The organism is Pseudomonas sp. FSL R10-1339 (assembly GCF_009600545.1).
Classification (GTDB): domain Bacteria; phylum Pseudomonadota; class Gammaproteobacteria; order Pseudomonadales; family Pseudomonadaceae; genus Aquipseudomonas; species Aquipseudomonas bubulae.
The window spans coordinates 1-19,604 of sequence record NZ_WIVQ01000047.1; the positions used below are offsets into that span (position 1 = coordinate 1).

Genomic DNA, 19,604 nt, shown 5'->3' on the forward strand with positions numbered 1-19,604 from the left:
CGGCCATCCTGTCGCAGCCGCCGGGCTCGGTGGCGGGGCGTTTCCGCACCACTGAACAGGGCGAAATGATTCGCTTCAAATTCGGCCTGCCGGACATTGCCGAGCAAAATCTCAACCTGTACCTGGCCGCCGTGCTGGAGGCCACTTTGCTGCCACCGCCCCTGCCGGAGCCGGGCTGGCGGGTACTGATGGATGAGCTGGCGGCAGACGGGGTCGCTGCCTACCGTGGCGTAGTGCGGGATAATCCGCAGTTCGTCGAGTACTTTCGCCAGTCCACCCCGGAGCAGGAGCTGGGCCGCTTGCCTCTGGGCAGTCGGCCGGCCAAGCGCCGGGCAGGGGGCATTGAAAGCCTGCGGGCCATCCCGTGGATTTTTGGCTGGACCCAGACCCGCCTGATGTTGCCCGCCTGGCTGGGTTGGGAAACTGCATTGCGTCGTGCACTGGAGCGCGGTGAAGGTGATCAACTGGCACAAATGCGTGAGCAGTGGCCCTTCTTTCGCACCCGTATCGACATGCTGGAAATGGTCCTGGCCAAGGCCGATGCCGATATCGCCCGGCTTTACGACGAGCGCCTGGTGACCCCGGAACTGCTGCCATTGGGTGCGCACTTACGCGACTTATTGTCGCAGGCGTGCGCAGTGGTGCTGGGCTTGACCGGGCAGGCGCAGTTGATGGCACATAGCCCGGAGACGCTCGAGTTCATCCGTTTGCGCAACACTTACCTTGATCCTCTTCATCTATTGCAGGCCGAGCTGCTGGCACGCTCGCGTCGCCAGCAAGCGGCGCAGGACAGCCCTCTGGAACAAGCGTTGCTGGTGACTGTGGCCGGGATCGCGGCCGGCTTGCGCAACACCGGCTAAGGCAAAACAGCGGCAAATGTCGCGCCAGAGCGGGCGGGGACACGGCAGACTGGATGCCGATCGCTGCGCGGGCGCGACACTTTATTGTGGGGTTGCGACCTGTGACACCCGGCCGCACAGGCCCGTTTGGCTGTAATTTTTCCTACTTTGGGCGGCTTGTGTGGGCCGGGCCTGCTGTGTATCTTGATCAGCCCTTGGCCGTTTTGATGGCCATAACCCGATTTTGAGACTGGCCCAAAGAGGCGAGTTTGTTGTCATTTAAATAAAAAATTTGAGGAGCACATCGATGCGCGTAATTCTGCTGGGAGCTCCCGGGGCCGGTAAAGGTACTCAGGCAAAGTTCATCACTGAAAAATTTGGCATCCCGCAAATCTCCACCGGCGACATGTTGCGTGCAGCCGTAAAAGCCGGCACCGAGCTGGGCCTGATCGCCAAAGGCGTGATGGACAGCGGCGGCCTGGTTTCCGACGACCTGATCATCAATCTGGTCAAAGAGCGCATTGCTCAGCCGGATTGCGTAAACGGTTTCCTGTTCGACGGTTTCCCGCGCACCATTCCGCAAGCTGAAGCGCTGGTTAAAGCCGGTGTCGAGCTGGATCACGTGCTGGAAATCGCCGTTGAAGACGAAGAGATCGTCCAGCGTATTGCTGGCCGTCGTGTACACGAAGCCTCGGGCCGTGTGTACCACACCGTCTACAACCCGCCAAAGGTTGAAGGCAAGGACGATGTGACCGGCGAAGATCTGGTACAGCGCAAGGACGACACCGAAGAAACCGTTCGTCACCGCCTGTCTGTTTACCATTCGCAAACCAAGCCGCTGGTGGACTTCTACCAGAAGCTGGCCGCTGCTCAGGGCAAGCCCAAGTACAGCCACGTTGAAGGCGTTGGCTCGGTAGAATCGATCACGGCCAAGGTGCTTGAAGCACTGAGCTGATAAGTCGATTTTGCGTCATGACAACAGCCCGCTTGCGGGCTGTTGTTGTTTATACTGCTGCACTTTTTTCAATTCTGATTCTGACGGGAACACCGATGACCACCTTGCTGGCCCTGGATACCGCGACTGAAGCTTGCTCAGTTGCCTTGTTGCACGATGGCAAGGTTACTAGCCACTACGAGGTGATCCCGCGCCTGCATGCGCAAAAGCTGTTACCGATGATCAAGGCGCTGCTGGCCGCGGCCGGTGTCGAGCTGTCGGCGGTTGAGGCCATTGCCTTCGGTCGCGGGCCTGGTGCCTTTACCGGTGTGCGTATTGCCATTGGCGTGGTTCAGGGCCTGGCCTTTGCACTGGAGCGCCCGGTGTTGCCGATCTCCAACCTGGCGGTCCTGGCCCAGCGTGCTCACCGTGAGCACGGCGCAACCCAGGTGGTGTCGGCGATCGATGCACGCATGGACGAGGTGTATTGGGGCTGCTACCGCGAAGAAGCGGGTGAGATGCGCCTGCAAGGCGCTGAAGCGGTATTGGCGCCTGAGGCTGCGGCCTTGCCCGATGGTGCTACAGGCGACTGGTATGGCGCGGGCACTGGCTGGGGCTATGCCGAGCGCTTGAACGTCAAGCCGTATGCAATGGACGCAGGCATGTTGCCCCACGCCGAAGACCTGCTGACCCTGGCCCGCTTTGCCTGGGCCCGCGGCGAAGCCATCCGTGCCGATGACGCCCAGCCTGTGTACCTGCGCGACAAGGTAGCGGCTACAAAAGCCGAACGTGGCGTTTGATCCACTTTTGTAGCAGCTGCCGAGCGGAGCGAGGCTGCTGCTACAAAATGGCCGGCCCATTTGCTTAGTCTGCCCTGCGCCGCTAAATTGTATCTATCGTTACAGAGCATGCAGCCATGCGCATTGACAGCTTTTCTCCCCGGTCATACCCCATCAAGCGCAAGCCGCGTAATGGTCAGGCGGTGGTTGATGAGTCGGTTGAAGACACTGAGGCTGCGCCCGAAAACACCCCCCGCACATCCTCCGGCGCCGAGCGCATCAGCCAGTTGCCGGTGCGCTCGCAAGACATGATCTTCCAGCGCGCCATGAGCAAAAGCGCGGCCAGTGCCCTTGCCAGCTACCTGACCACCGCAGGCTTCGTCGACTGGGAACAGGAAGTGCTGGGCCTGGATCTTTACATCTGAGTACATGACTGACCTTCCTTACTACCTCGGTTGTCCGTCCTGGAGTGAAAACGCCTGGCGCGAAGGGCTGTATCCGCAAAACGCCCGCCCGGCGGATTTTCTGAGCCTGTATGCGCAGGTGTTCAATGCGGTCGAGGGCAACACCACGTTTTACGCCAGGCCTGCACCGACCACGGTGGTCCGATGGGCACAAAGCCTGCCTGAACACTTTCGGCTGACGGCCAAGTTCCCTCGGGATATCAGTCACGGCGGTGATTTGCGCGAGCAATTGCATGCAGCCGAAGACTTCCTGCAACTGTTGCAGCCCTTGGGGGCGCGTGTAGCGCCATTTTGGCTACAACTCCCGGCAAGCTTCGGGCCACAGCGCCTGGCGGAGCTGGTGAGCTTTGTGGACGCCTTGCAGAGGCCGTTGGCCGTTGAGGTGCGGCATCCGGAGTTCTTCGCCAAGGGCGATGCCGAGCGCCTGCTCAATCGTCTGCTGATGGATCGAGGGGTTGAGCGTATCTGCCTTGATTCGCGGGCACTGTTCAGTTGTGATTCGGGCGACCCTGCCGTGCTTCACGCACAATCGAAAAAGCCCAGGGTGCCCCCACGTCCGGCGGCTTTCACGCAATGTCCGCAGGTGCGTTTTATTGGCCGTCCGGAGCTTGAGGCCAACGATCCTTACCTGGTGCCCTGGGTTGAAAAAGTCGCGGGCTGGATCGAGGAAGGGCGCACGCCCTATGTTTTTTTGCACACGCCGGACAATCACCGTGCTCCGGAACTGGCACGGCGTTTTCATCTTCAACTGAGTGAAAGGTTACCTGGGTTGCCGGCATTGCCCGAGCTGCATCCCCCCCAGAGTCGCGAACAACTAGGCCTGCTTTAAGCCGCCAGGCGCAAGTTGTTGACCACCAGCGGGCGTGCCCAGCCCAGATCGAAATCCATGGCCCGTTGTTGCTCGATCAGGGTCATGGCATCGAAGGGCTCGGCAGGCGGCGGCAGCAAGTCAGACTCAAACTCGGCAATGGGCAGATGCAACGCGCGAGGTTCAGGCGCAGGGCCCGGTTCAGGCAGCGGATGGCCCTGAGCCATGACTACTGGGCGCACCCACGTAGTGTTGAAATCCTGCTGGTGTTGTTGCTCGACAATGACCTCAGGCGGGTAGGGCACGCCGGGCGGTGGCAGCAGGTCCAGTTCAAATTCGGCAATGGGCAAAAACAGGGCTTCAGGCGGGCGCAGTTCAGTGTCCTGAACGTCGCAGTGGCGCTGGGTCACGATAGTGCCCAAAACCTCACTGCCGCCACGGGGCTCGGCATTTTCATTTTTGGCTGTCGGCGCTGTATCAACCGTCGCATAGTCTTCAGTACCGGACTGCTCGGCCAATGCCTGGGCGTAGAAGTCCTTCCACAGGTGGTTGACGCTTCCTGTGATCTGGGAATTGTGTCGGCCAAAGTCACCAACGGGCGCAATAAAGCCGATAGATGCGGATTGAATGTCTGACATAACTCTCGGTTGGCGCTCAGCTCTGGCAAAATGCCGGATATTTCATTTATCGGCAGTCTTTGCCGATCATTAAATTTTTGAGCGTGTTTTTAGATGATTGAGCAAACAGCGGGCTGTCGTATCAAAGTCGAGGCACTGGACGAGGCTTATCAGGCCCTGGCCGAGCAATGGGCCGAGCGTCTGGGTTTGTCGCTGGACGAACCGGACGCCGAGTTCGCCTTGCAATTGAGCGCCCAGGGTTTGCAGCTGCAGCAGTTGGGCGCAGATGCGCCGGGCCCGGTGCGGGTCGACTTTGTCGAAGGTGGCGCGGCCCATCGACGTTTGTTTGGCGGCGGCACGGGGCAGATGATCGCCAAGGCCGTGGGGATTCAGCAGGGTGTGCGCCCGCGGGTGCTGGATGCCACGGCGGGCCTGGGCAAGGATGCATTTGTGCTGGCGAGCCTGGGCTGTGAAATGAGCCTGATCGAGCGCCAGCCGCTGATCGGTGCCTTGCTCGAAGACGGGCTGGCCCGTGGTCTGGATGACTTTGAGGTGGCGCCGATCGTGTCGCGTATGCACTTGCTCAAGGGCAATTCGATCGAAGTGATGCGCAATTGGCAAGGCGAACCGCCGCAGGTGATTTACCTGGACCCGATGTTCCCCCATCGCGAAAAAACCGCTCTGGTGAAAAAGGAAATGCGCTTGTTCCGGCCATTGGTGGGTGATGACAACGATGCCCCGGCGTTGCTGGAAGCTGCGCTGGCGTTGGCCAGCCACCGGGTGGTGGTCAAGCGCCCGCGCAAGGCACCGTGCATTGCCGGGCCCAAGCCGAGCCATGCGCTGGATGGTAAGTCGAGCCGTTACGATATTTATCCGAAAAAAGCGTTGAAACCTTAAAAGCCCCTCACCCTAGCCCTCTCCCGGAGGGAGAGGGGCCTAAAAGGTAAAAGCAAATCTGCGTAACACCACACATCAGCCCTCTCACCCTCCGGGAGAGGGTTGGGGTGAGGGTAAAAGGCGCCGCGGTCTCACGACAATGGCTGATACGCCCGCATAAATATCCCCACCACTTCCTGCACATGGGCCTCGCTTTCCTCGGGCCCCGGCGGTTCACCGCCAGCAAACAGCAGGCGAAAGTTCGGCGCGCCCTTGAGCATGCAGAAGAAGTGCTCCGCCGCATAATGGGGGTTGTCGATCTGCAGCGCGCCACTTTGATCCATCTTGCGCAGTAGCCCCTCCATCTCGTGCACCACACGCTCCGGCCCGGCCTCCAGAAAGATCTGCGACAGCTTCGGATCCTGGCTGCCCAGGGCAACCATCAGGCGATGCAGGTTCAGCGACTCTTCACTGTTGATCAGCACCTGAAAACCACGGGCAATGTTCACCAATACATCCTTGATCGGCTTGCCTGCAGGTAATTCAAAGAACAGTACCGGCAACTGTTCGGTGCATTTGGACATGATGGCCGAGGAAAACAGGGTCTCCTTGTCGGTGAAGTGACTGTAGACCGTCAGTTTTGACACGCCTGCCAGACCCGCAACCGCATCCATGCTGGTGTTGGCATAGCCCTTGGTCAAAAACAGGGTTTTGGCGGCGTCGAGGATCGACTGGCGTTTTGCCAGGTCCTTGGGGCGCCCGAGGGCATTGGGGGGTAAAGGATTGTCAGACATATCCGTTTATTACTGGACTGGTGAGTTTAGTATTAATAACATGCTGCCAGTATAAATATTCCAAGCCCCATTAGCGAAAGGTCATCACCATGTTGCGCCATGCCTTGCCCCGCGCTGTGCCTGTGTGTCTGCTGTTTTTATTGTCTGGGTGTGGGCAGCAGGAGCCCGCAAAAATCAGCATCAGCCCGGCGATGGTGGTGCAACCGCAGCCTTCGGCACTGGCCAGCCAGAGTTACCCCGGCGAAGTGCGGGCACGCTTTGACCCGCAGTTGGCGTTTCGCATTGGCGGCAAAGTTACCAAGCGTCTGGTGGACGAGGGGGAGCGGGTCAAGGCTAATCAGCCGCTGGCCGAGCTGGACCCGCAGGACGTGCGCCTGCAACTGGACGCCACCCGCGCCCAGGTCGCCGCCGGGCAGGCCAACCTGAACCTGGTGCGTGCCGAGCGCGACCGCTACAAGACCCTGCTGGACCGGCAGATGGTCAGCCGTTCGCAGTTCGACAACGCCGAAAACCTCTACCGCTCAGGCGAAGCCAGGCTGCAACAGCTCAAGGCCGAGCAGGACGTGGCCAGCAATCAGGCGAGTTATGCGGTGTTGCGTGCGCCGCAAGACGGTGTGATTGCCCAGCGTCAGGTCGAAGTGGGGCAGGTGGTCAATGCCGGGCAAACGGTGTTTACCCTGGCTGCCGACGGCGAGCGTGAGGTATTGATCAGCTTGCCGGAACAGGATTTTGGCCGTTTCAAGATAGGCATGCCGGTAGCGGTCGAGTTGTGGTCGCAGCCTGGCCAGCGCTTCAGCGGCCGCATCCGCGAACTGTCGCCTTCAGCTGATCCTAAATCGCGCACCTTTGCTGCGCGTATCGCTTTCACCGCTGGCAAAGTGCCTGCCGAACTGGGACAAAGTGCCCGGGTGTTTATTCAGAGTGAAGGTGTCAGCTCGCTGTCGGTGCCGTTGTCGGCCCTGACGGCGGAAAATAGTGCGTCCTATGTGTGGCGGGTGGGCCAGGGCAACAAGTTGGAGCAGGTGCCCGTGCGTGTGGGGCCGTTTGGCGAAAGCAGCGTGCCGGTGCTCGAAGGCCTTACGGCCGATGACTGGATTGTTGCCGCCGGTGTGCATGTGTTGCATCCCGGCCAGGAGGTGCGGCCGATTGATCGCTCCAACCGGGCGATCAATGTCGCGGCCAAGGAGTAGTCGCCATGGGTTTTAACCTTTCCGCATGGGCGTTGCGAAATCGTCAGATCGTCCTGTTTCTGATGCTGTTGCTGGCAATCGTTGGCGGTCTTTCTTACACCAAATTAGGGCAAAGCGAAGACCCGCCGTTTACCTTCAAGGCGATGGTAATCCGCACCCTGTGGCCGGGCGCCACGGCTGAAGAAGTCTCGCGTCAGGTCACCGAGCGAATCGAGAAGAAACTGATGGAAACCGGCGAGTACGAGCGCATTGTCTCGTTCTCGCGCCCGGGTGAATCGCAAGTGACCTTTATGGCCCGCGATTCGATGCATTCCGACCAGATCCCCGAGCTGTGGTATCAGGTACGCAAAAAGATCAGTGATATCCGCTACACCTTGCCACCGGATGTTCAGGGGCCGTTCTTCAACGATGAATTTGGCACGACCTTTGGCAATATCTACAGCCTGAGCGGCGAAGGTTACGACTACGCGGTACTCAAGGACTACGCTGACCGTATCCAGATCCAGCTACAGCGGGTCAAGGATGTGGGCAAGGTCGAGTTGCTGGGCCTGCAGGACGAAAAAATCTGGATCGAACTGTCCAACCTCAAGCTCGCGACCCTGGGTTTGCCGCTGGCTGCCGTGCAAAAAGCCCTTGAAGAGCAAAACGCAGTATCGACGGCGGGCTTCTTCGAAACCCCGACCGAGCGCGTGCAATTGCGTGTGAGCGGTAACTTCAAGACGGTCGAAGAGATCGAGCGCTTCCCCATTCGCGTAGGCGAGCGCACCTTGCGCATCAGCGACGTGGCGGATGTGCGTCGCGGTTTTAATGATCCTCCGGCACCGCGCATGCGCTTTATGGGCCAGGACGCGATTGGCCTGGCCGTGGCGATGAAGGACGGTGGCGATATTCTGGTGCTGGGCAAGGCACTGGACACCGAGTTTGAGCGGATCCAGAAAAACCTTCCGGCGGGGATGCAACTGGGCAAAGTGTCAGACCAGCCTGCGGCGGTGAAAACCAGCGTTGGTGAGTTTGTGCAGGTGCTGGTCGAAGCACTGGTCATCGTTTTGCTGGTGAGTTTTTTCTCCCTGGGTGTGCGTACCGGCATGGTGGTGGCGCTGACCATTCCGCTGGTGCTGGCCATGACTTTTGCCGCCATGCATTACTTTGGCATCGGCCTGCACAAGATCTCGCTGGGCGCGTTGGTGCTGGCGCTGGGCCTGCTGGTCGACGACGCGATCATCGCCGTGGAAATGATGGCGATCAAAATGGAGCAGGGCTACGACCGGCTCAAGGCCGCCAGCTTTGCCTGGACCAGCACCGCGTTCCCGATGCTCACCGGTACGCTGATAACGGCTGCGGGCTTTTTGCCGATTGCCATGGCGCAGTCGAGCACCGGCGAATACACCCGCTCGATTTTCCAGGTGGTGACCATTGCCCTGCTGGCGTCGTGGGTGGCTGCGGTGGTGTTTGTGCCGTATTTGGGCGCGCTGTTGTTACCGGACCTGGCGAAGATTCATGCGGCCAAACACGGCACAGGGGCTGGCGTGCCTGACCCCTATGCAACGCCATTTTACCAGCGCGTACGTCGGTTGGTGGAGTGGTGTGTGACCCGGCGCAAAACCGTGATTGCCCTGACCGCGTTGGTGTTTATAGGCTCGGTGGTGCTGTTCAAGTTTGTTCCGCAGCAGTTCTTCCCGGCGTCCAGCCGACTGGAGCTGATGGTCGATATGAAGCTGGCCGAGGGTGCTTCGTTGAGCAACACCACCGACCAGGTCAAGCAGCTCGAGGCACTGCTCAAGGATCACCCGGGCATCGAGAACTATGTGGCTTACGCAGGCACCGGTTCGCCCCGCTATTACCTGCCACTGGATCAGCAACTGCCCGCGGCGAGCTTTGCCCAGTTTGTGGTGTTGGCCAAGACCATCGAGGACCGGGAAAGCCTGCGCACCTGGTTGATCGACACGCTCAATGAACAGTTCCCGACGATACGCTCGCGGGTGACGCGTCTGGAAAACGGCCCGCCTGTGGGCTATCCGGTGCAGTTTCGGGTGACCGGCGAGCATATCGAAGAGGTACGGGCGCTGGCGCGCAAGGTCGCAGCCCAGGTGCGGGGCAACCCCCATGTGGTTAACGTGCACCTGGACTGGGAAGAGCCGAGCAAGGTGGTCAACCTCAATATCGATCAGGACCGGGCGCGTGCCCTGGGGGTGAGTACGGCCAACCTGTCGCGCTTCTTGCAAAGTACCTTGCTGGGCTCGACGGTCAGCCAGTACCGCGAAGATAACGAGTTGATCGAAATTCTGCTGCGCGGCACAGCCCAGGAACGTACCGAACTGGCGCTGCTGCCGAGCCTGGCGGTACCGACCGATAATGGCCAGAGCGTTGCCCTGTCGCAGATTTCGACCCTGGAGTACGGCTTTGAAGAAGGCATTATCTGGCACCGCAATCGTCTGCCGACCGTGACGGTGCGGGCGGATATTTACGGTAAGGAGCAACCGGCGACCCTGGTGCAGCAGATTCTGCCGACCCTGGAAGGTGTGCGTGCCGAGCTGCCGGATGGCTATCTGCTGGAGGTGGGTGGCACGGTGGAAGACTCCACCCGTGGCCAGGACTCGGTGAAGGCCGGCGTACCTCTGTTTATCGTGGTAGTGCTGACGTTGCTGATGGTACAGCTGCGCAGTTTCTCGCGCATGGTGATGGTATTCCTGACGGCGCCTTTGGGTTTGATCGGGGTGACATTGTTCCTGTTGTTGTTTGGCAAACCGTTCGGTTTTGTGGCGATGCTGGGCACCATTGCGTTGTCGGGGATGATCATGCGCAACTCGGTGATCCTGGTGGATCAGATCGAGCAGGATAAGGCGGCGGGGCTGGACCCGTGGCGGGCGGTGATTGAAGCGACGGTGCGGCGGTTCCGGCCGATTGTGCTGACCGCGCTGGCGGCGGTACTGGCGATGATTCCACTGTCACGCAGCGTGTTCTTCGGGCCGATGGCGGTGGCCATTATGGGCGGGTTGATCGTGGCGACTGTGCTGACGTTGCTGTTCTTGCCTGCGTTGTATGCGGCTTGGTTCAAGGTGAAGAAGGTCTAGGAGCCAAAGCCCCTCACCCCAACCCTCTCCCTTCGGGAGAGGGTTGGGGTGAGGGCGAGCCTGCGGATTAGCGAATCTGATCCACGCGCACACGGATCGGCTGCTGGGTCTTGGCCGTCAGGTCGACACTGTTGCGCTCGGTGTTGATAAACAGCAACTGGCCGTTCTCTTCAATCCGCGCGCTGATTGCGTAGGTGTGGCCAGGTTTGATTTGCGCCGGGTCATAGGTCAGGTGGAAAGGCAGTGGCACCTGGCCTTTTACCGGGCCGCTCTGCTTGGCCAGCGTTACCGCTGGCGCGTCGGCCAGAGACACATCCTGCAGGCTCACTTCCAGTGTAGCGGTAGGTGGCAGGGCGATACGTTGCAGGTAGAACACTTCACCGTCGAGGGGCGCTTGCGGGGTCGAGGTCATGGAACTACAGGCTCCCAGCAGGGCGGTCAGGCTCAGTAAAAGTAACTTTTTCATAGGGCAGACTCCGTTTCTTTTCCTGTGTAAGACATTTCACACTGGAGAATGGAAGGGATTCTAGCAATGAACTTGCCTTTGAAGCGGCAAACCTGTGCCTGACAACCGCTGCTGTTTCAGTGGGTTATTCAGTCAGAGGTTCATCCTGGGATTCGTCAGGGGGGTTGTTGTGGCTGGCGGGTTGGATGCCGTTGCCACCGTGGACGCTGCCATCGGGATTCTGAACATGCCAGGGCGTGCCAGCATTACCCCTGGTTTCAGGAGAGGGGTGTTCGGAGGGGGTTTTGTTGTCTTGGGTCATTTCCAGACTTCCTTATCGTTGGTTTGCTTTGGATGTGTGCCGAAATCTTCGGCACACATCCAAGGCTAGTCGCGGATTGGAAGGCTGAAACCGGTTGAGACGTTTCAACTCAACTTTGCAGGATTATCCCACGCTCTCGGAAATATCCGCGGCATCTTCACTGCGGTGCAATGCCACCTGGCGAATGGACAGGCGGATTTCCGCAGGCAACACGCGCTTGGCGGCCCCTTCAGCCAGTTCACCGAGCAATTCGTGGTAGCTCAGCTTGCCATTGCTATCGCGGCGCAACACGTCCTCTTCAAGCAAGGTCTGGATAAAGTGCCGGAACAGGCTCTTGTCGAAGAATTCCGGGGCGTTGAGCCCATGCAGAATCGACAGGCGCTGGGCCATCATGGTGCACAGGTCTTCCAGTTCTTCGGCGCTCAGGGTGTTCTGGCCGCTGTTGAGCAGCAGGGATATGGCCATGTAAAAGCGCTGCAGGGTTTGCGCAATGCTTTTGGACAGCAGCGTCAGCAATACAAAGTGTCGCGAGCTTGGCGCAGGGCGCAGGTACACGTCTTTTTCGAACCGTAGCAACCCTTGCTCGACAAAGGCTTCAAGCCATTGATCGACCACTCCGTCGAGTTCTTGCTCGGACCAGCGGATAAACAGTTCCGATTGCAGGTACGGATACAGCGCATGGGTGTAGCGCAGGATCTGTTCGCGGCTCATGCGCGAAGTGCTCTGGAAGAAGCTGGCGAGCAATGATGGCAAGGCAAAGATATGCATCACGTTGTTGCGGTAATAAGTCATCAGTACCGCGTTCTGCTCATCCAGATAGAGGATCTTGCCCAGCGCATCGCTTTGCTCGGCCAGCAGATTCATGTCTTTGACATGCTTGATCAGCGCCGGGCCATCGCCTTCGGGCAAGGTGGTGTACGGCGAGTAAGGCACACGGCGCAGCAGGGCCAGATAGAGGTCCAGTACCCGGGCCATGGCTTGCTCATCCAGGGCCAGGCGGGTAGTGGACAGCAAGGCCAGTGCCACCAGGTTTACCGGGTTGATGGCCGCCGCTTCATTCAGATGCCGGGCAACCTTTTCTCCCAGGCGGTTGGTGGTCTGGCTCAGCCATTCAGGGCGGTAGGACGGTGCAAGCTCCTGCTGACGCCAGCCCGGCTGCTCCTGCTCAAGAAACTCGGCCAGCTTGATCGGCTCGCCGAAGTTGACTGCGACCTGACCGAACTTCTGTTTTTTCAGCGCACCGATCACTTTGAAAATGTCAAAAATCGACTCTTTTTTCTTGCTGGCGCCGCGCAGCTCACCCAGGTAGGTACGGCCTTCAAGAACGCGTTCGTAACCGATGTATACGGGTACGAACACGATCGGCGTGCGTGATGAACGCAGGAAACTGCGCACGGTGATGGCCAGCATCCCGGTTTTCGGTTGCAGCATGCGTCCGGTGCGCGAGCGGCCACCTTCGACGAAGTACTCCACCGGGAAACCCTTGGTGAACAGGGTGTGCATGTATTCGTTGAACACCGAGGTGTACAACGGGTTGCCCTTGAAGGTGCGGCGCATGAAAAATGCCCCGCCACGGCGTAGCAGCGGGCCCAGCACCGGCATGTTCAGGTTGATCCCGGCGGCAATGTGCGGCGGGGTCAGGCCGTTGCGAAACAGCAGATAGGACAGCAGCAGGTAGTCGATATGGCTGCGGTGGCACGGCACATAAATGATCTCATGGCCCTGGGCGACCTTTTGCACGCTCTCGATCTGGTTGACCTTGACCCCATCGTAAATCTTGTTCCAGAACCAGCTCAGCAGTACTTCAAAAAAACGGATCGCGGTGTAGGTGTAGTCCGAGGCGATTTCATTGGCGTAGCGCAGCGCAAGGGCACGGGCCTTGTCGGGCGAAATATTCTCGCGCTCGGCTTCATCGAGGATCGCCTGGCGCACGGAAGGCTCGTTGACCAGGCCCTTTACCAGCGTACGCCGGTGCGACAGGTCGGGGCCGATGGTCGAGATTTTCAGGTTGCGAAAGTGCACCCGTAAAATGCGCTGGGCCATGCGCACGGTGCGTTCGTGGCCCTTGTTGAGGTCGACCAGCTCTCGCATATGGATAGGGGCCGAGAACTGCACGCGGGTTTTACGGCCCAGAATCAGGATGCGCAGCATGCGCCGCAAACGCCCGGTCACGGCCCAGCTGTCGGCGAACAGCAGTTTCCAGGGGCTGGACTCGCTGTCGGGGGACTGGCCCCAGAATACGCTGACCGGGATGATTTGCGCGTCTTCCCCCGGGTGCTGGCTCAAGCCGTCAACCAGTCGGGTCAATACCGGCGGTGCGCCACGCTTGTCCTGACGCCCCAGCCAGTCCGGCTCGGGGGTCAGGTAGAAGAAGGCAGCTGGCTCTATCATCTCGCCTACGGCAACTGGCAGCACCGGGCGCGGCAGGCCGGCTTTGGAGCACTCGGCGTCGACAACGGCCAGCTCGGTCAGCGAGGGCGATTGCAGTACATAGAACACCGGTCGGCTGCGATCCAGGTTCAGGGTCAGCGAAGACTGGTTGATGGTCTCCGAGCGCACCCACAGGTACAGCAAGCGACGCAGGGCGCCAAATACAAGGCGGCGGAATGGGGAGGGGGTCATACGGCTTCTGCGTTAGTGAATTAAACGAGCGTTTACTCGGTCGGGTAGTTTGCAGTATCAGCGCAAAATCGGCAAAAAAGCGCTGAACTAATATTGATTGAGTGTTTTTTTGCCTGACCTATACTCGGTGGTCTTTCGCGATACTGCGTCAGACAGAGTTTTGCAGAGTCAGGTTCAAACGATAGTTCTCAAAGGGCCAGTTAACGAGCCCGATCAATAATAAAAAGGGGGGATGTTCCATGACTGCACGTGTAACGGGCAATGTGAAGTGGTTTAACGACGCAAAGGGCTACGGCTTTATCCAGTGCGAAGACGGGGCTGATGTGTTTGTGCATTACCGTGCCATTCGCGGTGAAGGCCATCGCAGCCTGGCCGAAGGTCAGCAGGTCGAATACACCCAGGTCTCGGGCGCCAAGGGCCTGCAAGCCGAGGATGTAGTGGGGTTGTAAGGCACTGCTTGCCCTCCCTGTGGGAGCGGGCTTGCTCGCGATTGCATCAGCGCATGTGCACATAGACACCGCGTCGGTCGCATCGCAGGCAAGCCAGCTCCCACAAGGGATCTATGGCCGGTCCGAATCAGGAACCGGTTTTCCAGGTGATTTCTTCCTGGCCGTCTTCGCTGATGCGGATCCAGCGGTCGGCGTCTGCCTCGCCCTGTTCTTCAACCCAGCTGCCCGGCGCGCAGCGCACTTCGATGTGCAATGCCTCAAAAGCAGCCTTGGCGCAGGCGATGTCGTCTTCCCACGGCGTCTGGTCACTGTCCAGGTACAGGCTATTCCATTTGCCTACAGCTTTTGGCATCCAGGTTACGGGCACGTTGCCGGCCATGCACTTCCAGGTTTCGCCTTTCTTTTTCCATTCCGTGCACGGTCCCAGCACGTTTGCCAGCCAGGCTTCGACGTCTTTGTAAGTGACGGCTTCTTTCAGGTAAATCTCGATATCGGGTTGGCGCATGGATGTCCTCACTGCGTGTCTGAAAAATCCATTCGCGGATTAGTCGGGCCAAGGGCATGGGCCCCTGGCCGTAAAATGGGTTATTGAAGTACGAAGTAATCGTAGCGCATCGACACGGTCACCACTAAAGGCTCGGGGTGCTCGATGACCTCGGCGCGCCGCTCGGCACTGGCACGCCAGCCGTGAGGGGTCATGGCCAGCAGGTTGGCGCGATCCTGGGGTTCGCTCAGGCTGAGGGTGAACTCCAGTGTTTCACTGTGCTGTAGCGACATGCCTTCGGGCACCAGGGCCAGATGCTTGTCGTCGGCGTAATCCCGGACTTCGTCGTACAGGCGTTCGCGCAATTCCATCAAGTGACCGCGGGTCGGGCCTACACGCATCAGGCCGCCACCGGGGGTGAGCAGGCGCTTGGCTTCGAGCCAGTCCAGCGGGCTGAACACACTGGCCAGGAACTGGCAGCTGGCGTCAGCCAGTGGCACGCGGGCCATGCTGGCGATCAACCAGGTCAGTTGCGGGCTGCGTTTACAGGCACGCTTGACCGCTTCGCGGGAGATATCCAGCGCGTAGCCATCGGCGTTGGGCAGCGCGTCGGCGATTTGCGCGGTGTAGTAACCCTCGCCACAGCCGATGTCGAGCCAGCGCTGCGGCGCGCGTTCGGCGGCCAGTTCGGCCAGGCGCTTGGCCACAGGGGCGTAATGCCCGGCGTTAAGAAAGTCGCGGCGGGCTTCAACCATAGCCTGGTTGTCGCCAGGGTCACGGCTGTTCTTGTGTTGCACCGGCAGCAGGTTCAGGTAGCCCTGGCGGGCACGGTCAAAGCGATGGCCGGCAGGGCACACCACACCATTGTCTGCCGCGTTGAGCGGCTCGGAGCAGATCGGGCAGGCGAGCATCAGGCGAGCAACTTGATCAGGGTCTGGTAGTAGATTTCGGTCAGCACGTCGAGATCGCTGGCCAGCACCCGTTCGTTGACCTGGTGAATGGTCGCGTTGACCGGCCCCAGCTCTACCACCTGGGTGCCCAGGGTCGCGATAAAGCGACCGTCGGATGTGCCACCGCTGGTGGAAGCCTTGGTTTCGCGACCGGTCACCTGCTTGATGCTCGACGACACGGCATCCAGCAGCGCCCCCGGCTCGGTCAGGAACGGCAGGCCGGACAGCGCCCAGTCGATGTGCCAGTCCAGGCCGTGCTTGTCCAGGATGTCCGCGACGCGCTTTTGCAGGCCCTCAACGGTGGACTCGGTGGAGAAGCGGAAGTTGAACACCGCCACCAGATCACCCGGGATGACGTTGGTCGCGCCTGTGCCTGAGTTGAGGTTGGAAATCTGGAAGCTGGTCGGCGGGAAAAAGGCATTGCCGTTGTCCCAATGCTCGGCGGCCAGCTCGGTCAGCGCAGGCACGGCCAGATGAATCGGGTTCTTGGCCAGATGCGGGTAGGCCACATGGCCTTGAACGCCGCGAACGGTGAGCTTGGCCCCCAGAGAACCGCGACGGCCGTTCTTGACCACGTCACCCACCAGGGAAGTGCTCGACGGCTCGCCGACGATGCACCAGTCCAGACGCTCGTTACGTGCGGCGAAACGTTCGATCACGGCCTTGGTGCCGTGATGGGCCGGGCCCTCTTCGTCACTGGTGATCAAAAATGCGACCTTGCCCTTGTGGTCCGGGTAGTCGCAGACAAAGCGTTCAGCGGCCACCAGCATGGCTGCCAGGCTGCCTTTCATGTCGGCCGCGCCACGGCCGCAGAGCATGCCGTGCTCATCGATCAGCGCGTCGAACGGGTCGTTCTGCCAGGCCTGTACCGGGCCGGTCGGTACCACGTCAGTGTGGCCGGCGAAGCACAGCACCGGGCCTTCGTGTTTGCCGTGGGTGGCCCAGAAGTTGTCGACGTCTTCGATGCGCATCGGCTCAAGCATGAAGCCGGCATCGCCCAGGCGCTGCATCATCAGCTTCTGGCAGTCAGCGTCGATCGGCGTCACGGAAGGGCGACGGATCAGATCGCAGGCGAGTTGCAGGGTCGGCGAAAGGTCGGCGTGGGCCGTCATGGTAGGGACTCCGAAGCGGGACACAAGGCACAAAAGGGCGGTTATCTTAAAGCAAAACGGCGGCCAGAGGCCGCCGTTTAGTGGTTGCAGTCGATTTATGCAGCGGGCTGCTCTTGTGCTTCTTCGACCGGTTTAGGCAACGAAGACATAAAGGCCATGATCAGCGCTGCCAGATACGGCAACGATTGCACCAGCAGCATCACCACCCAGAAACGCATGTCGTTGCTCGGCAGGCCTTGTACGAAGAAAATCCCCACAGCCGCGCCCCAGAGCAGCAGCATGATGAACACCTCTTCGCGGGCTTCCGAGATCGCTACCCAAAAGCCGTGGTTATCGGCGTTTTTAGGCGTCCGGAAGAACGGGATGCTGGTGGTGAAGAACCCGTACAGCACGGCTTTGGCGATGGTGTGGGACAACGCCAGCCCGGCCAGTGCCGCGGCGAAGGCGTCCTTGAGGTTGACCCCCACTGCACGGCGGTACAGGAAAATGATCTTGCCCACCTTGAACACAAATAGCGCCAGTGGCGGAATGGCGAAAATCAACAGTGGCGGGTCGACCCGCGTTGGCACGATGATCATTGCCGCCGACCACAACAGGGCACCGACAGTGAAGAAAATATTCATGCCGTCGGCCACCCATGGCAGCCAGCCTGCGAGGAAGTGATAGCGCTGGCCACGGGTCAGCTCCGTGTCTTTGCCCAGCAACAGGCTGGAGGTGTGACGCTTGATAATCTGAATCGCACCGTAGGCCCAGCGGAATCGCTGTTTCTTGAAGTCGATAAAGGTATCGGGCATCAGGCCCTTGCCATAGCTGTTGTGGGAATACGCGGCGGAATACCCTTTTTCAAATACCCGCAGGCCCAGCTCGGCGTCTTCACAGATGCACCAGTCTGCCCAGCCCAGTTCTTCGAGCACTGAACGGCGGGTCATGGTCATGGTGCCGTGCTGAATGATCGCATCGCGGTCGTTACGGGTGACCATGCCGATATGGAAAAAGCCCTTGTATTCGGAGTAGCAGAGCTTTTTGAAGGTGCTTTCGTTCTGGTCGCGGTAGTCCTGTGGCGATTGGACGATGGCGATTTTCGGGTCGGCAAAGTGCGGCACCATATGCTTGAGCCAGTTGCGGTCCACGCAGTAATCAGAGTCGATCACGGCAATCACTTCGGCATCCGGCGCGGTATGCGGGATCAGGTAGTTCAGCGCGCCGCCCTTGAAACCGGCCAGGGGCGCGACGTGGAAGAACTTGAAGCGCGGGCCGAGGGTGGCGCAGTAATCGCGCACCGGCTCCCAGACTGCCGGGTCCTTGGTGTTGTTGTCGATGATCAACACTTCGAAATCGGGGTAGTCGAGGTTGGCCAGGGCGTCGAGGGTCTGTTTGACCATCTCCGGCGGCTCGTTGTAGCACGGCACATGGATCGAGACTTTCGGACGGTAGGCATCGTCGGCTTCTACCGGTAAAAACTCCCTTCGCCGCTTGCGAATCCATACTGCTTCGGCCAGTTCATGGGCCTCGGTGAGCAGCACGATAAACACCCCGAGCGCACCTAAGCCAAGCAGAAAGCCCACAGTCAGGCTGAACCAGGTGCTGTATTGCTGGCTGTAGTCATAGGCGATCCACACCAGCACCGAGCCGCAGAGGAAAGCGGTAAAGGTCAGGAAGGTGCGGCCACGCTGGCGCAGGGCGGAACCGTCGATCAGCAGCAGTGCCAGCGACAGCAGGCCCATGACCACCGAGCCGATGGCCAGTACGCGCCACTGTGGAATCGCCACCACCGGCCCCTCAAAATTGAATTTTTGCTGGCGGGCAGCGTTGTACACGCCCCAGTACGCGCCCACTGAACCTTCGTCGCTGGCCTTCCACGGCTGGTCGAAGGCTTCGATCACAAAATAGTTGTAGCCCCGGCGGTTGAGGGTATTGACCAGCGTACGCAGATAAATCGCCTGGTCGGCCGGGGTAGCGTCAGCGCCACCGCGCATGCGGCCATTGCTCGGCCAGCCAACTTCCGACAGCAGCAGCGGTTTTTTCGGGAACATTTTTTTCAGGTCGCGGGCACGGTCCAGGACGAATTCGCCGGCCTTATCCACCGGGATAAATTCCCAGTAGGGCAGGATGTGCGCGGCGATCAGGTCAACGTGCTTGGCCAGTTGCGGGTACTTTTCCCAAATATGCCATTGCTCGGACGTGGTGACCGGCACCTTGACCGCGGCGCGCACCCGATCCAGCAGCACGATCAGGTCTTCGGGCGTGATTTCTTCGCGGAACAGGGCTTCGTTGCCCACCACAACCCGCACCACGCTGCGTGAGTTGTTGGCCAGCTCGATGGCTTTCTGGATTTCCCGCTCGTTGCGCTCCAGATCAGGGCTGATCCAGATCCCGATGGTCACGCGCAGGCCGAATTCTTCGGCCAGCTTGGGAATGTCGCCCAGGGTGCCGTCAACCGAGTAAGTCCGGATGTTGTCGGTCAGCTTGCTGATGATTTCCAGGTCGCGACGCATTTCGTCGTCGGTCGGGTACTGGTCTTTCTGTGGGTACTGGCCTTGCTGGAACGGCGAGTACGAAAAACCGGAGATTTGCTCGGGCCAGTTGGGCGCAGAGACCGGGCGATTGATCAGCGCCCAGAAGCCTGTGAAGAGCGCGGCGATGGCCAGGACCACCACCAGATTGAGTCCAAATTTACGCGATGACATAACTATTTCGGGTTCCAAAGGGAGTGGAACGAAGATCGGTCGGCGGGTGCCAAACGGCGCGCATCCTACACTGTGCTTTGACCAATCGTATAGCGGACGGAATTGAGTCGGGCGTTTGGCACTTACAGCCGACTTAAGTTCTTTCTTTATTAGTTGTAGCT

General features: G+C 59.8%; 18 protein-coding genes. 9 read left to right on the plus strand and 9 right to left on the minus strand.

Going from position 1 to position 19,604, the window contains the following annotated elements:
- From GHO03_RS14695 to GHO03_RS14715, 5 genes are all read left to right on the plus strand, one after another.
- Positions 1–860, plus strand: an 860-nt coding sequence (locus GHO03_RS14695) for a phosphoenolpyruvate carboxylase (RefSeq protein ID WP_153400129.1), incomplete at its 5' end; no start/stop codon positions are given.
- Between the two features lie 286 nt (positions 861–1,146).
- Entirely contained in the window at positions 1,147–1,794 is a 648-nt protein-coding gene (adk, locus tag GHO03_RS14700) for an adenylate kinase (protein ID WP_095001284.1), read from the plus strand.
- 95 nt (positions 1,795–1,889) lie between these two features.
- Complete coding sequence (gene tsaB, locus GHO03_RS14705) at positions 1,890–2,573, plus strand: tRNA (adenosine(37)-N6)-threonylcarbamoyltransferase complex dimerization subunit type 1 TsaB (RefSeq protein ID WP_095018182.1); 684 nt, start codon at positions 1,890–1,892, stop codon at positions 2,571–2,573.
- A gap of 116 nt (positions 2,574–2,689) precedes the next feature.
- The gene (locus GHO03_RS14710) at positions 2,690–2,977 is read left to right on the plus strand and encodes a hypothetical protein (protein ID WP_095018181.1); all 288 of its coding nucleotides are present in this window, start codon (positions 2,690–2,692) and stop codon (positions 2,975–2,977) included.
- A gap of 4 nt (positions 2,978–2,981) precedes the next feature.
- Positions 2,982–3,845: a DUF72 domain-containing protein gene (locus tag GHO03_RS14715; RefSeq protein ID WP_095018180.1), complete on the plus strand. Its 864-nt coding sequence runs from the start codon at positions 2,982–2,984 to the stop codon at positions 3,843–3,845.
- Here GHO03_RS14715 and GHO03_RS14720 read toward each other — a convergent pair.
- Positions 3,842–4,462, minus strand: coding sequence for an energy transducer TonB (locus tag GHO03_RS14720; protein WP_153400130.1), 621 nt, complete (start codon positions 4,460–4,462; stop codon positions 3,842–3,844). The genes GHO03_RS14715 and GHO03_RS14720 overlap by 4 nt on opposite strands.
- A 93-nt stretch (positions 4,463–4,555) precedes the next feature.
- Here GHO03_RS14720 and GHO03_RS14725 point away from each other — a divergent pair, with 93 nt between their 5' ends.
- Positions 4,556–5,338, plus strand: coding sequence for a class I SAM-dependent methyltransferase (locus GHO03_RS14725; RefSeq protein ID WP_095001289.1), 783 nt, complete (start codon positions 4,556–4,558; stop codon positions 5,336–5,338).
- A gap of 131 nt (positions 5,339–5,469) precedes the next feature.
- Here the strand turns inward: GHO03_RS14725 and GHO03_RS14730 are convergent, their stop codons facing one another.
- Positions 5,470–6,111, minus strand: coding sequence for a TetR/AcrR family transcriptional regulator (locus GHO03_RS14730; RefSeq protein WP_095020563.1), 642 nt, complete (start codon positions 6,109–6,111; stop codon positions 5,470–5,472).
- An 89-nt stretch (positions 6,112–6,200) separates the two neighbouring features.
- Here GHO03_RS14730 and GHO03_RS14735 point away from each other — a divergent pair, with 89 nt between their 5' ends.
- On the plus strand, positions 6,201–7,301 hold the full coding sequence (locus tag GHO03_RS14735) for an efflux RND transporter periplasmic adaptor subunit (protein ID WP_153400131.1): 1,101 nt from the start codon (positions 6,201–6,203) through the stop codon (positions 7,299–7,301).
- A gap of 5 nt (positions 7,302–7,306) precedes the next feature.
- Entirely contained in the window at positions 7,307–10,372 is a 3,066-nt protein-coding gene (locus GHO03_RS14740; RefSeq protein WP_153400132.1) for an efflux RND transporter permease subunit, read from the plus strand.
- Between the two features lie 67 nt (positions 10,373–10,439).
- On the opposite strand, the gene GHO03_RS14745 is transcribed toward GHO03_RS14740, so the two are convergent.
- From GHO03_RS14745 to plsB, 3 genes are all read right to left on the minus strand, one after another.
- Entirely contained in the window at positions 10,440–10,838 is a 399-nt protein-coding gene (locus tag GHO03_RS14745; protein WP_153400133.1) for a YbaY family lipoprotein, read from the minus strand.
- Between the two features lie 124 nt (positions 10,839–10,962).
- Positions 10,963–11,139, minus strand: coding sequence for a hypothetical protein (locus tag GHO03_RS14750; protein WP_153328079.1), 177 nt, complete (start codon positions 11,137–11,139; stop codon positions 10,963–10,965).
- Between the two features lie 123 nt (positions 11,140–11,262).
- Positions 11,263–13,761, minus strand: a complete 2,499-nt coding sequence (gene plsB / locus GHO03_RS14755; RefSeq protein ID WP_095018176.1) for a glycerol-3-phosphate 1-O-acyltransferase PlsB — start codon at positions 13,759–13,761, stop codon at positions 11,263–11,265.
- 239 nt (positions 13,762–14,000) lie between these two features.
- Here plsB and GHO03_RS14760 point away from each other — a divergent pair, with 239 nt between their 5' ends.
- The gene (locus tag GHO03_RS14760; RefSeq protein WP_095001295.1) at positions 14,001–14,210 is read left to right on the plus strand and encodes a cold shock domain-containing protein; all 210 of its coding nucleotides are present in this window, start codon (positions 14,001–14,003) and stop codon (positions 14,208–14,210) included.
- 127 nt (positions 14,211–14,337) lie between these two features.
- Here the strand turns inward: GHO03_RS14760 and GHO03_RS14765 are convergent, their stop codons facing one another.
- The 4 genes from GHO03_RS14765 to GHO03_RS14780 form a co-directional block, all read right to left on the minus strand.
- Positions 14,338–14,715 (minus strand): hypothetical protein, encoded by a 378-nt coding sequence (locus tag GHO03_RS14765; protein ID WP_095001296.1) that lies wholly within the window; start codon positions 14,713–14,715, stop codon positions 14,338–14,340.
- Positions 14,716–14,795: 80 nt separating this feature from the next.
- On the minus strand, positions 14,796–15,605 hold the full coding sequence (locus tag GHO03_RS14770; RefSeq protein ID WP_095018175.1) for a putative RNA methyltransferase: 810 nt from the start codon (positions 15,603–15,605) through the stop codon (positions 14,796–14,798).
- Positions 15,605–16,756 (minus strand): succinyl-diaminopimelate desuccinylase, encoded by a 1,152-nt coding sequence (gene dapE, locus GHO03_RS14775; RefSeq protein WP_095001298.1) that lies wholly within the window; start codon positions 16,754–16,756, stop codon positions 15,605–15,607. Before dapE ends, GHO03_RS14770 begins: the two co-directional genes overlap by 1 nt.
- Before the next feature lie 95 nt (positions 16,757–16,851).
- Positions 16,852–19,443, minus strand: coding sequence for a glycosyltransferase (locus GHO03_RS14780; protein WP_095001299.1), 2,592 nt, complete (start codon positions 19,441–19,443; stop codon positions 16,852–16,854).
- Positions 19,444–19,604 lie beyond the last annotated feature (161 nt).